Source organism: Pedobacter cryoconitis, from assembly GCF_001590605.1.
Classification (GTDB): domain Bacteria; phylum Bacteroidota; class Bacteroidia; order Sphingobacteriales; family Sphingobacteriaceae; genus Pedobacter; species Pedobacter cryoconitis_A.
This window is the reverse complement of sequence record NZ_CP014504.1, coordinates 2,753,609-2,765,735: the sequence shown is the minus strand read 5'-3', so window position 1 is coordinate 2,765,735 and position 12,127 is coordinate 2,753,609. Positions and strand designations below refer to the sequence as shown.

Sequence of the window (12,127 nt, the reverse complement as noted above, 5' to 3'; positions counted from 1 at the left end):
TATGGAGCAGGCACAAAATTTCTGGGAATTTGTCGGACAGCAGTCTGATAAATTATGGAGTCAGACCTGGGCGCATATAGGGCTTACTTTGATTTCACTCCTGATTGCAATCCTGATTGCTGTTCCAGTAGGCATCCTGATCACCAGGAAGCAAAAACTATCTGGTATTGTATTAGGAGTAGCTGGTATCTTACAAACTATTCCAAGTATTGCCTTGCTGGGTGTGCTGATCCCTTTTTTAGGCATTGGCCCGAAACCAGCTATTCTTGCACTATTTCTTTATGCGCTGCTGCCGATTATCAGAAATACCTACACTGGTATTATGGAAGTAAACCCTGCGGTTGTTGAGGCGGCTAAAGGAATGGGAATGAGTAAATGGCAGATCCTGATGAAAGTTGAACTGCCATTAGCCTTTCCTGTGCTCATGGCGGGTATCCGGACGGCTACAGTAATTAATGTAGGGGTTGCGACTTTAGCGGCTTATATTGCTGCGGGTGGTTTAGGAGAGTTTATCTTCGGCGGTATCGCTTTAAATAATTCTAATATGATCCTTGCAGGGGCTATTCCCGCTGCTTTATTAGCTATTATACTTGATTTTTTATTGTCACTCGTTCAAAAACTGAATCTGAAAAGTATTCGTGTCTCTTACCTTGTTCTTCCTTTTGCTTTGATTACACTGAGTTCTTTCTATTTATTACCAACTCAGATTGGGGGAAAGATGTTAGGTGGCTTTACTCCTGAATTTATGGGGAGAGAGGATGGGTATTTAGGACTGAAAAGAATCTATAAATTGGGAATTGAAACTGTAGTGATCAGTGATGCTGTAATGTATAAAGCTGCTTTTGAGAAAAAATTAGATGTAATTAGTGGCTATAGTACCGATGGAAGGCTAAAGGCTTATGATCTGGTTATTTTAGAAGATGACCGGCATATCTTTCCTCCTTATTATGCTGCTCCGGTAGTGCGGCAGGAAGTGCTGGATCAATATCCTGAGCTTGAAGGGGTTTTGAATCAGTTGTCGGGCTTTATTAATGATTCAACGATGATTGCGATGAATTATAAAGTTGATCAACTCAAAGAAAGTCCTGAAAAGGTAGCATTGGATTTTACCAAAGCACATCATCTATATAAGCCAGCCAGAGCTGCCGGAAAAGGGACAATCAGAATAGGATCAAAAATATTTGGTGAGCAATATATCCTGGCCCAGATCTACAAAATACTGATCAAAGGGAATACCGATTTAGAAGTTGTTACTAAGACAGGTCTGGGAGGAACAAAAATATGTTTTGATGCACTGACTAATAATCAGATCGATTTTTATCCTGAATATACTGGAACAGGTTTTTTAGTGCTGCTTAAACCAGACGCAAATACTATAAATAAGCTGACAGGAGATGTAGATGGCGTATATCAGTATGTCAGTGATGAATTTAAACATCAGTTCAACCTAAAGTGGCTTAAGCCAATAGGCTTTAATAATGCCTATGCACTGATGATGAGAAGAGAACAGGCACAAAGTTTGCATATTAAAAGTATAACAAACTTAACCAACCATCTAAACCAAAATTAATATGTCACTTTTGGAGCAATACTCCGCAGTGAGGTCGCATAGCGTCATGGTGTGTGATAAACTGCAAAAAGAAGACTACGTGGTACAGCCGGCAGAAGAAGTTAGTCCACCTAAATGGCATCTTGGGCATACCACCTGGTTTTTTGAGACTTTTATTTTGATCCCTTATGCTGTTGCTTATCAACCGTTCAATCCTGATTATAACTATGTTTTCAATAGTTATTATGAAAGTATAGGAGCCAGGGTGATTCGTACAGACAGAGGTAACCTGAGCCGTCCAACGGTAGATGAAATTTTCCATTACCGCGCTTATGTAGATGAGGCCATGGAGAAATTCCTTTTATGTGGAGTCAATCAGGAGATAGAAGAACTTCTGATATTGGGGCTGAATCATGAACAGCAGCATCAGGAATTGTTGTGGTATGATATTAAATACATATTGGGACATAATCCATTGTTTCCGGCTTATGCTGCCGATAATATAGAAAAGGGGTTAACGCTTGCTAAAGAAGGCTGGGTAGATTTCAAAGAAGGTGTTCATGAAGTTGGACACCAGGGAGATGCTTTTCATTTTGACAATGAGCAGGGCAGGCATAAAGTTTATATTCAAAACTTCAGCATTTCAACGCGTCTGGTCAGTAATGCAGAATACCTGGAATTTATAAAAGCTGGTGGCTACCATGATTTTAGTTTGTGGCATGCGCAAGGCTGGGATTGGGTAAAGGAAAAACAAATCAATGCGCCCTTATATTGGTATGAGATAGATGGACAATGGCACCGCTATAGTTTATCCGGGCTGGAAAGTTTAAAAATGGACGCGCCTGTTTCCAATATCAGTTACTATGAGGCCTCGGCTTATGCACAATGGAAAGGTATGCGTTTGCCAACAGAATTTGAATGGGAAGTAGCTTCTTCTTTATTTGAATGGGGTAAATTATGGGAATGGACTGAGAGTGCCTACCTGCCATATCCTGGCTTCTCCAAAGCTGCCGGAGCATTGGGCGAATACAACGGTAAATTTATGGTGAATCAGAAAGTATTGCGTGGGGCATCAATTGCTACCCCTGCAAATCACAGCAGAAATACCTATAGAAACTTCTTTCACCCTGATATGCGCTGGATGTTCAGTGGTATCAGGCTTTCAAAATAATGCTATGAATCAATTTTTAAAAGAGGTTCTACATGACCTTAGTCAACCACAGAAAACTTTAAATTCGAAGTATTTTTACGACGGAAAAGGAGATAAACTTTTTCAGGAGATTATGAATTGTCCTGAATATTATCCCACCAACTGTGAAAAGGAGATCTTCAGAGAGCGGTTTAAAGACTTGGCAATCACTTTGAAAAATGGGTTTAACACCTTCGATCTGGTTGAAATGGGAGCAGGAGATGCCACTAAGTCGAGTTATCTGCTCAAAGAGCTGGTAGATACACAAGTAGACTTTACTTATATGCCGATTGATATTTCTTCTACAATGGTTGCGCATTTAGAGCAGACATTACCAGAGAAAATCAAGGGTCTTAAGGTGCAGGGCTTAAATGGAGAATATTTCGATATGCTGGAAAAAGCGAATCGTGTCTCTTCCAGAAAGAAGGTCGTGATGCTGCTGGGTGGAAATATTGGGAATGAAACGCCAGAGAATGGTATTGAGTTTTGTCGTAAAATCCGTGCTGCACTGCAAGAAGGGGATTTGGTATTAATCGGTTTTGATCTGAAAAAGAATCCGCATACTATTCTTGCAGCATATAATGATGCTGCAGGTTTTACGCGTGATTTTAACCTAAATCTGCTGCATCGCATAAATGATGAATTGGGAGGTGATTTTAAGGTGTCTCAATTTCAACATTATCCGAACTATGATCCGATAACTGGTGCTTGTAAAAGTTATCTGGTTAGTAAGAAAAACCAGAAAGTGAATATTGCTGATCAAACTTTTCAATTTCATGAAAATGAAGTTATTTATATGGAGATTTCTCAAAAATATTCTGTTCAGGAGACTGAGAACATCGCAAAAGTATCAGGGTTTAAAACCGTAACACATTTCTTTGACCATAAAAAATGGTTTGTGGATACTGTTTGGCAGTGCGTATAATTTAGTTATAAAATCAGTTTTCCAAATAGGCTACAAAGGCTTAATTACTCATGATAGCGTAGTTAAGCCTTTTTTATTGTCAATTTTTTGTCTGAGAATCAGGCTTATGTCACTTTGTATTATTTAACAGGGATATCGGGAATTTCCGATATACATTTGTTGCATGGATCAGGTAGAGGTATTTAAAGCGTTGTCGAACAAAACAAGATTAATGATTTTGCAATGGCTGAAAGAGCCTGAATTACATTTTCCACCACAAGACCGGGATATGAAGGAGGTTGGTGTTTGCGTCGGTCAGATACATTGTAAAGCGCAGCTGACGCAATCTACAATTTCAGAATATTTATCTATTCTGCAAAGAAGTGGATTGATAGAATCGACCCGGATAGGCCAATGGACTTATTATAAAAGAAATGAGGCTGCTTGCCTTGAATTTAAACAGTTAATAGAAACTTCAATATAATTAAATAGCTATGAATACAGAAAGTTTGTTCCAGCCCTTTAAGCTGAAAACATTAAATATGAAAAATAGATTGGTGATGGCACCAATGACACGGGCATTCTCACCAAATGGTATACCAACAGCAGATGTAGCTGATTATTATCGTAAAAGAGCAGCCGGTGATGTTGGACTGATTTTGTCTGAAGGTACGGTGATTGACCGTCTTTCTTCGGCAAACGATCCAAGCATCCCTCATTTTTACGGAGAAAAAGCATTGGCAGGATGGGACAAAGTAATTAAAGATGTGCATACAGCAGGTGGTCATATGGGGCCTCAGATCTGGCATATGGGTATACAAGCTGACCATAAATCTGGCTGGGTGCCTTCGGTAGAATTTGAAGGACCATCAGGATTTGTAAATCCTGGACAGCAAAAAGGTAAAGCAATGACTGAAAGTGATATTGCTGATGCGATTTTATCTTACGGACGTGCGGCAGCTGACGCTAAAAGACTAGGTTACGATACTGTAGAAATACACGGTGCACATGGTTATTTAATTGACCAGTTTTTCTGGGATCAGCTGAACCACCGTACCGATAATTATGGCGGTAAAACAATTGCTGAGAGAAGCCGTTTTGCGGTAGAAGTAGTTAAAGAAGTACGCAGACAAGTTGGTAATGATTTCGCTGTCATCCTTCGTTTATCACAATGGAAGCCACAAGATTATAATTACAAACTTGCAACTAACCCGACAGAAATGGATAGCTGGTTAAATCCTATCGTGGATGCTGGTGTTGATATTTTACATTGCTCACAACGTCGTTTCTGGGAACCTGAGTTTGAAGGTTCAGACTTAAACTTTGCAGGATGGGCTAAAAAAATTACAGGTGCTGCTACAATTACTGTAGGGTCGGTAGGTTTGAATGGCGTTTTTACTGATGCTTTTGCTGGTGAGTCTTCACAACCTAGTTCTCTGGAAGAGTTGGTTAGAAGATTGGATAGAGGTGATTTTGACCTGGTTGCTGTTGGAAGACCGCTTTTAGCTGATCCAAACTGGGTGCAAAAAATTCGTGATCATCGGGAAGATGAGTTAAAAGGGTTTACTGCTGCAGCGCTTGCTGAACTGGTTTAAATAAGCTATGCAATCCACTATAAAATTAAAGATTTCACCTGTTCCGGAAGTTCCGGTTCAGGTGGATTCTGCCTTGATCCTTCAAACTATTCAAGCACATGCAGATCAGGTTGCTTATATGATTCAAGCTTATCATGCACGTGAAAAGGTAAGCAGGATAACAGTTGTTCCGGATAGTATTTCTAATAATGCAGAGGTTACCACATTAAAGCTTCGGTATGTATTAGAAGAGTTTAGTGCGTGTAGTGCAATTGATACCTTACAACAAGAAAAGATGACTGTAACTATTCATCTGGATGAAAAGGCAGGAGAATTGGAATTAACCGGGGAGTATTGGCCGGAACGCGATCCGGATTAACATTTATAGAATTACTGTATGAAAAAAAGCAGGTGTCCATTGGAGACACCTGCTTTTTTTATTTATTTAAACTGTTCTGATTAAAATAAAGAGAATTCAACTCTTCTGTTTTTCTGACGACCAGCAGCAGTTTTATTAGATGCAATTGGTTGGTTTGGACCGTAACCTGTTGCTTCAATACGAGATGCATTAGCACCTTGTGAAACTAAGTAAGTTTTGATCGCTTCAGCTCTGTCTTTAGATAGACGTAAGTTTAAAGCCATTGAACCTGTGTTATCAGTGTGACCAGCTAATTTCAAGCTAAAGTTTTTCTCTACTAATAAAGCTGCAACTCTGTTTAAAGTGTTGTAAGAAGTAGGACGGATAGTCGCTTTGCTTAAATCAAACTCTAAGTTTCTGATAGCTTCATCAACAACTCTACGGTCTTCAGCAGTAACGATTACTTTTTCTTTAATAATTTGTTTTGGTGTTTTTAAAGGACAACCAGCACCATCAACAGTAGTATTTGCTGGAGTTCCAGGACACTTGTCAAATTTGTTAGCTACACCGTCTCCATCTTCATCACCCATATCTTTAGCATATTGTTCCTGATCTCTCAGTCTGTTTTGCTCAGATGTAGATAATGCTCTTCTTAACTCAGCACTTTCTGCTGCACTTTCTTCACGAACTGCTGCAACTGCACTGAAGTTTTGTAATTGAGAAGTTCCTCTTTTACCAAGAGCGATCTCAACACCAGCGTGTGCATAAGTGAATTTGTCGTTAGCTGCACTTTGTACACCGTCAAAGTTGTTAGTTTTCATGAAGTTAACTGTGTAACCTAAATCAAGGTTAACACCTTTTGATAATCCAACTTTAAAACCTGCTCCAACTGGAATAAACCAGTGCTCACCGTAACCTGTGTTTCCTGCAGGTACAGCAGCTGTTCCAATTGCATTTGTATTCGCACTTGAAGACATATAACCAGCACCAGCTGTTAAGTAAGGTGAAAGTACAGTACGTTTGTGGTTTAAGCTCATGTTAGCAATAGTAAAGTTACCACTAACAGCTGCAGACCAGTCAATACGGGTTTCAAAACTAGTACCTGCTTGAGTAGTACCGTCTGGGTTATTAGCTCTCAGACCTTTTACTTTACCAGCAAGGAAGTCAGCCTGAATACCAAATCCTGGAAGAATTTGTTTCTTAATGTAACCTCCGTAACCCCAGCTTTCTTGTGGAGTACTAAAGTCGCCATTAGCTCTATTATTGAAAGGAGTGTAATGCGTTAACATACCACCGTTTAACCCGATTGACCAGGTACGGAAGTCTTTTTTGTCGAAGCGTTTTGTTGTATCAGAATTTACATCCTGTGCGAACAACGAGGTTGATAGTCCTACTAAGGATAGTATCAACGCTGATTTTGTAATTCTTGAGTTCATCTTTATTTATAGTTAGATATTAAATCATCAGTACTCTACTGAATAATTAGCCAACGCGTAATAATCCTGCCAATTGAGATTTAATTGAGATTAGAAATATAGAATAAACTGATAATGAGTAAATTATGCGGGAATTTGTTTTCTAAGTTAATACTGACTATTCTTTGTTGAAGTTCAATAAACTGTATAGTATTTGCTACAGAAAGATTCTTTTAGATAAATTATAGCTCAAATACTTCACCTTTTTCTGGTATAGCTACAGTGTATCCAGCGTCGGCTATTGCAGCAGCAAGGCTGTCCAGACTTTTATTTTCACCATGAACAAGGAATACTTTTTTGAGTTTTTCGGGACTTTGCTGTTTCACTGTGTTTAACAAATCGTCATGATCACCATGTCCGCTCAGTAAGTCTGTTTGTTTGATTGTAGCAAAAACCATTAAATCACGGTGACGTAAGCGGACAATAGGGTCGCCCCTTAAGAGTCTGTTTCCTAAAGTTCCTTTAGCACAATAGCCGATGAACAAAATAGTACAATAGTAATTTTGAATATTATGGTACAAATGATCCTGAATCCTCCCGCCTTCCAGCATTCCTGCCGAAGATATGATTATGCAGGGCTCGTGGTAATTAGAGATTGAAATACTCTCTCTCTTATCTTGTACATAAGAAAGTTCTTCGAATTCAAACTCATCGCCTTTACGTTTATAAAAGTCCTGTGATTCTTCATTGAGTAAATGATGGTGTTTGCGGTAAACATCTGTCGCAAAACCAGCCAGCGGGCTATCTACAAATATTTTTACAGGTGGAAGTAAGCCTTCACTGAATATTTTATTGAGTGAATAAACCAGTGCCTGTGTTCTGCCTATACTAAAAGCCGGGATAATTAAACGTCCAGGAAATTTAACACAAGTTTCATTGATTGTTTCGACCAGTTTCTGTTCGATTGTAGTGTCTTTACTATGTAGCCTGCCACCATAAGTGGATTCAGATACTAAATAGTCAACTTCCGGAATGGGTTGCGGGTCTACTAATACGGGATAGTTTTTACGGCCAATATCTCCGGTAAACGCAATTCTTTTTTCCTGCCCGTCTTCCAAAATATTTAGTACAACAGCTGCTGCACCTAACAAGTGGCCTACAGGAATAAAGCGAAGGGTAATCCCTTCTTTTATAGTGAATTCTTTATCGAAGGCAACCGTTACAAAACGGTCTACAGTATCCATCACATGTTTGTGCAGATAAAGAGGTTTAGGACCAGATGCTACCCTTTTGCCTCTTGCTCTCTTGTTCTGTTTACTTAAAAATATATTTACGGAATCCATTAGCAGGAGTTCAGTTAAATCTGCCGTTGGTGGTGTGCATAAGATTTGACCATTAAAGCCCATTCTTAAAAGTGTAGGTAAATTTCCAGAATGGTCAATGTGCGCATGTGTTAAAATAACGACATCTATCGAAGCCGGATCAAAGGGGAAATACTGATTTTCTTCTTGATAAGTTTCTTTTTCATAATCAAGTCCGCAATCTATGAGTATACTATAATTGTGTGATTGAAGCAGGTGCATACTGCCTGTTACTTGTTTCGCTGCTCCCCAAATCGTTAATTTCATGTCTGTATATATTTTTTCGCAATCTAAGGGCCTGTTTAAAACATCTATAATAGAAGATAAACAATTTTAATTGCAAAAGCCCGGATCCTTTAAGCTTAAAAAGAATAAAAAGATCAGCAAGATATCATTTTAAAAGGTAAAGAACAGCAGGATTTGGAATTCATTTTTTAATGAGTCTTTTGTTTTTATCATTGATTATACCTTATTGTTTGATTTAGAGAACTGTAGGTCAGGTTACATATTTGTTCCAATAAAGCTATTTAGCCCAACCTTAAATTCATAATTGAGTTTTGCACCTATATATATACTATATACCGATTTCCAGTTAAGTAGTTCATCCTTAAACTGCGGTAATGCTAATCCTGAATTTGCTGCTGCGGCGGTGTAAAATCTGGACCGGGTTGGATGATCTTCAGCACATGCATTAAATAGGTAACCAAAAGCTTGTTTTTCTATAATGCTTAATGTTATACCAATACAATCTGATAAATGAATCAGATTCACAGGAGCGTTTCCATTCGGTATAGCTGATTTGCCAGCAAAGAATCTTCCTGGATCTCTGCCTGGGCCTATCAACCCGCCAAATCTGAGTATGGTAGTTATGAAATTAGGATTAGCTGTTAAAGTTTGTTCGGCAGCTAAAATGGCTTTGCCGGATTCTGTTTCAGGATTTGGAATAGTTTGTTCATTAACTTCCTGGTTATAATCCCCATATACTGAGGTTGCACTGATAAAAATAACATTCTTAATACAGCCTTTCTCTGCGGCTTTTGATATTTTCTGAATCTTTGATAAAAAGGTATGTTGTTCTGCTGTATTTCTCTTTGGAGGAATACTGATGATGAGTAAATCACAATCAAAAAAATCACGATCAACCCTATTTTCCTCTTCCGTGAAATTTATAAGATAAGGTAGGATTCCAGTTTGTTGTAAACCTGCTAATTTATCAGGGGTAGTGGTTGAACCTTTTACGATATAGCCGTTTTTTATTAATTCTTTGGCAAGTCCGAGTCCATACCAACCACAGCCTAGTATGCTGATTTTGTTATTTGATGAATGCATTTGTGCTGTTTTTTGTTTCTATAGGTTTTGTATTGCTCCAGAGGGGATTTATAAAAAAAGGGGTGATGCATTGCATCACCCCTTTTTAAATTTTAACGAATTTCTTAAAGAACAGTTACATTTGAAGCCTCAGGGCCTTTTTTACCGTCATTCAATTCGAATTCTACATTGTCACCTTCATTCAATTCTCTGAATGAATCTCCTGCAATCGCAGAAAAATGTACGAAAATATCTTTTCCTCCATCTTCTGGAGTTATAAAACCAAACCCTTTTGCAGAATTAAACCATTTAACTTTTCCTGTTGTACGCATATTAATGTTATAAATTTCGCTGTGAAAATAATCAATTGAATACTAATATCCAAAATCTTAATTGCTTATTGTATTCATTTTACATGAATTGAATAAAACCAGTCCTTATTGTTTTTGTTGTTAGAAATATAAAAGATTAAGATTATGATAAATTCAGGATCAAAAGCAGACAAAATTAAAACTGAAGAGGTAAATAAAGTTAAAGCAGCGCATAAGGCCAAAGATTTTGAAAAGTATCAGGAAGCAGACAATTTAGGTTTGGATGCGGATGGTTCTTCTGTGAATCCTGGAAGCGCTAATTATAACAATGATAATGACCGGATTTCTTATAATCCTGATGGAGAAGATGATAATCATGATACAAGAGAATCTCCAGGTTATTCCCCTTTGATGGATAAATAAGGCGTGTTCAAATAAGTTTTAACAGTTATTGTCACAGGAATATTAATCTTGGCATCATTTTAGCAAATAGCTAATAGACTTTAATATCCAGACAACTAAAAAAACACAAAATGAAAAATACGTTCGCAATATTAGGTATAGCTCTTGCTTTTACAGCTTGTACTAATGCCAAAAAGGAAGAAGAAATTAAAGTAGCTACGGTCAAAGCTGTTAAAGATAGCATGAGATTAGATAGCTTCAAAAGAGCAGATGCTGCTGAAAAACAGCAGGCAGCCAAAATACAGGAAGAGAAACGGGTTTTAATGCTAGCTTCTGCCAAAGCTGCTGAAAATGCTCCGGCTGCTACCATGGCATCTCCGCGCAGTCATTCTGTAGATCATCAAACAACTACAACGACAACAACTAAAAAGAAAGGTTGGAGCAGTGCAGCTTTAGGAACTGTTATTGGTGCAGGTGCAGGTGGATTAGGTGGTGCACTTATTGATAAAAAGAAAGGAAGAGGTGCTATTATCGGTGGTGTAGCAGGTGCTGGTGCCGGTTATTTAATCGGTCGTGGACAAGATAGAAAATCGGGCAGGGTTCAACCTAAGAATTAGGTATCCGTTTGGTCATATAGCATTGATTTACCCATCTTAAATCTAATTTAAGGTGGGTAATTAAAATAAAAAAGCCTGATTTATTATATAATAAATCAGGCTTTTTTATTTATTTCTTTTCAGGTGCTTTTTCTGGAGGTGTAGATACAATTTCACCGTATTCATTTACGTATGCCATCATACTTTCCAAATCGCCACCTGTTGAATTTTGCTTGCGTTCTTCTTTGCGTTGCTCTTTATCTTCTTTTTTCTTCTGCCTGTTTTTTTCTAGTTGCTTCTTCATGAAGGTCGCCTGAGACTTAGCCATAAATTTCCGTATTTAGTTAAAAAATAACTCTTCTCTTCTGTTACTTATTAAGGCGTTCCATAAACAATATAGTACTGGATCGATCTAGCCCGAATAAAACTTAAATTCCCGGGCAACAACGGTAGGGGAGCCAGGAGAAATTGAATCTAATCAAATGGATTGATTAGCAAATAAGTATTAAGAGAGTTTGAGTTTATACTCCGTTCTACGCAAATATACACAAAATAATTTATTTACAAAAGCCGATGCTGAATATGTATTGATCAGTTTGATTAAAATCTTTTGATCTTACTAGTATAATATGGGGAATTATTCTATTGGGGAGTAGTAGTTCTATATGAAATTTCTTTAATGTACTTATGTGAAATCCGGGTACAGTTATAATAAGGATAATCGTATTCTTTTAAATCTTTTGATTGTTGTTTTTAGGTAATTAATAATTATTTAGTTTATAATTATCGTTTCAAGGTTAATTTTTATAGTTTGTATATTGATAATTGTATGTGAATTATATTGCCCACATTGGGGAGTTGTTACGCATTTAATGTTTTGTTGTTAATTATTTAATGTGACTTTTTTTGATTTAAAGATTCTGTTTGTATAAAACTATTATTTATTAATCAGCCTTTGATCGGCTTATAATACGATTTAATTATATTATTTTCAATTATGATTCCTTAAAAGAGTATTTATTTTTATGTGTATGCCTTTAAATTGATTTTTTGGCATAAAAATTATTAAAAGGTGATTTTTGTGGGGTGAAAATTTGGATAATAGTATTAATTGTGCCTATTTTGTGAGTATAAATTGCATAATTAACTAATGTGAAATA

The 12,127-nt window shown here is 37.4% G+C and carries 13 protein-coding genes; 8 read left to right on the top strand and 5 right to left on the bottom strand.

From position 1 onward, the window contains the following. The first annotated feature begins 1 nt into the window (after position 1). The 6 genes from AY601_RS11410 to AY601_RS11385 all read left to right on the top strand — a co-directional run bounded on the left by AY601_RS11410 (position 2) and on the right by AY601_RS11385 (position 5,595). Positions 2 to 1,570: an ABC transporter permease/substrate-binding protein gene (locus AY601_RS11410; RefSeq protein WP_068400856.1), complete on the top strand. Its 1,569-nt coding sequence runs from the start codon at positions 2 to 4 to the stop codon at positions 1,568 to 1,570. A gap of 1 nt (position 1,571) precedes the next feature. Next, entirely contained in the window at positions 1,572 to 2,720 is a 1,149-nt protein-coding gene (gene egtB / locus AY601_RS11405) for an ergothioneine biosynthesis protein EgtB (protein ID WP_068400853.1), read from the top strand. 4 nt (positions 2,721 to 2,724) lie between these two features. Beyond that, the gene (locus AY601_RS11400) at positions 2,725 to 3,663 is read left to right on the top strand and encodes an L-histidine N(alpha)-methyltransferase (protein WP_068407432.1); all 939 of its coding nucleotides are present in this window, start codon (positions 2,725 to 2,727) and stop codon (positions 3,661 to 3,663) included. A 163-nt stretch (positions 3,664 to 3,826) separates the two neighbouring features. After that, positions 3,827 to 4,126, top strand: coding sequence for an ArsR/SmtB family transcription factor (locus AY601_RS11395; protein ID WP_068400850.1), 300 nt, complete (start codon positions 3,827 to 3,829; stop codon positions 4,124 to 4,126). A gap of 10 nt (positions 4,127 to 4,136) precedes the next feature. Beyond that, entirely contained in the window at positions 4,137 to 5,237 is a 1,101-nt protein-coding gene (locus AY601_RS11390) for an NADH:flavin oxidoreductase (protein WP_068400847.1), read from the top strand. A 7-nt stretch (positions 5,238 to 5,244) separates the two neighbouring features. Next, complete coding sequence (locus AY601_RS11385) at positions 5,245 to 5,595, top strand: hypothetical protein (protein WP_068400844.1); 351 nt, start codon at positions 5,245 to 5,247, stop codon at positions 5,593 to 5,595. Between the two features lie 80 nt (positions 5,596 to 5,675). Here AY601_RS11385 and AY601_RS11380 read toward each other — a convergent pair whose 3' ends face one another. The 4 genes from AY601_RS11380 to AY601_RS11365 form a co-directional block, all read right to left on the bottom strand. Further along, positions 5,676 to 7,010, bottom strand: a complete 1,335-nt coding sequence (locus AY601_RS11380; protein ID WP_068400841.1) for an OmpA family protein — start codon at positions 7,008 to 7,010, stop codon at positions 5,676 to 5,678. 221 nt (positions 7,011 to 7,231) lie between these two features. Then, positions 7,232 to 8,617: an MBL fold metallo-hydrolase gene (locus AY601_RS11375; protein ID WP_068400838.1), complete on the bottom strand. Its 1,386-nt coding sequence runs from the start codon at positions 8,615 to 8,617 to the stop codon at positions 7,232 to 7,234. Between the two features lie 234 nt (positions 8,618 to 8,851). Continuing rightward, positions 8,852 to 9,679: an NAD(P)H-binding protein gene (locus AY601_RS11370; protein ID WP_068400836.1), complete on the bottom strand. Its 828-nt coding sequence runs from the start codon at positions 9,677 to 9,679 to the stop codon at positions 8,852 to 8,854. A 104-nt stretch (positions 9,680 to 9,783) separates the two neighbouring features. Next, positions 9,784 to 9,990: a cold-shock protein gene (locus tag AY601_RS11365; RefSeq protein WP_037438206.1), complete on the bottom strand. Its 207-nt coding sequence runs from the start codon at positions 9,988 to 9,990 to the stop codon at positions 9,784 to 9,786. A gap of 144 nt (positions 9,991 to 10,134) precedes the next feature. On the opposite strand from AY601_RS11365, the gene AY601_RS11360 reads away from it, so the two are divergent. After that, complete coding sequence (locus tag AY601_RS11360; protein ID WP_068400832.1) at positions 10,135 to 10,392, top strand: hypothetical protein; 258 nt, start codon at positions 10,135 to 10,137, stop codon at positions 10,390 to 10,392. 110 nt (positions 10,393 to 10,502) lie between these two features. Next, positions 10,503 to 10,988 carry a YMGG-like glycine zipper-containing protein gene (locus AY601_RS11355; protein ID WP_068400829.1) on the top strand — a complete coding sequence of 162 codons (486 nt, stop codon included), beginning with the start codon at positions 10,503 to 10,505 and terminating at the stop codon, positions 10,986 to 10,988. A gap of 109 nt (positions 10,989 to 11,097) precedes the next feature. Here AY601_RS11355 and AY601_RS11350 read toward each other — a convergent pair whose 3' ends face one another. Further along, complete coding sequence (locus AY601_RS11350) at positions 11,098 to 11,295, bottom strand: hypothetical protein (RefSeq protein ID WP_068400825.1); 198 nt, start codon at positions 11,293 to 11,295, stop codon at positions 11,098 to 11,100. Between the last annotated feature and the right edge of the window lie 832 nt (positions 11,296 to 12,127).

Bases quoted from the DNA above. Each gene is read 5' to 3' on its own strand.
- AY601_RS11360 (WP_068400832.1), top strand. From the start codon at position 10,135: ATGATAAATTCAGGATCAAAAGCAGACAAAATTAAAACTGAAGAGGTA.
- AY601_RS11385 (WP_068400844.1), top strand. From the start codon at position 5,245: ATGCAATCCACTATAAAATTAAAGATTTCACCTGTTCCGGAAGTTCCG.
- AY601_RS11395 (WP_068400850.1), top strand. From the start codon at position 3,827: ATGGATCAGGTAGAGGTATTTAAAGCGTTGTCGAACAAAACAAGATTA.
- AY601_RS11400 (WP_068407432.1), top strand. From the start codon at position 2,725: ATGAATCAATTTTTAAAAGAGGTTCTACATGACCTTAGTCAACCACAG.
- AY601_RS11390 (WP_068400847.1), top strand. From the start codon at position 4,137: ATGAATACAGAAAGTTTGTTCCAGCCCTTTAAGCTGAAAACATTAAAT.
- AY601_RS11380 (WP_068400841.1), bottom strand. From the start codon at position 7,010: ATGAACTCAAGAATTACAAAATCAGCGTTGATACTATCCTTAGTAGGA.
- AY601_RS11375 (WP_068400838.1), bottom strand. From the start codon at position 8,617: ATGAAATTAACGATTTGGGGAGCAGCGAAACAAGTAACAGGCAGTATG.
- AY601_RS11350 (WP_068400825.1), bottom strand. From the start codon at position 11,295: ATGGCTAAGTCTCAGGCGACCTTCATGAAGAAGCAACTAGAAAAAAAC.
- egtB (WP_068400853.1), top strand. From the start codon at position 1,572: ATGTCACTTTTGGAGCAATACTCCGCAGTGAGGTCGCATAGCGTCATG.
- AY601_RS11355 (WP_068400829.1), top strand. From the start codon at position 10,503: ATGAAAAATACGTTCGCAATATTAGGTATAGCTCTTGCTTTTACAGCT.
- AY601_RS11365 (WP_037438206.1), bottom strand. From the start codon at position 9,990: ATGCGTACAACAGGAAAAGTTAAATGGTTTAATTCTGCAAAAGGGTTT.
- AY601_RS11370 (WP_068400836.1), bottom strand. From the start codon at position 9,679: ATGCATTCATCAAATAACAAAATCAGCATACTAGGCTGTGGTTGGTAT.
- AY601_RS11410 (WP_068400856.1), top strand. From the start codon at position 2: ATGGAGCAGGCACAAAATTTCTGGGAATTTGTCGGACAGCAGTCTGAT.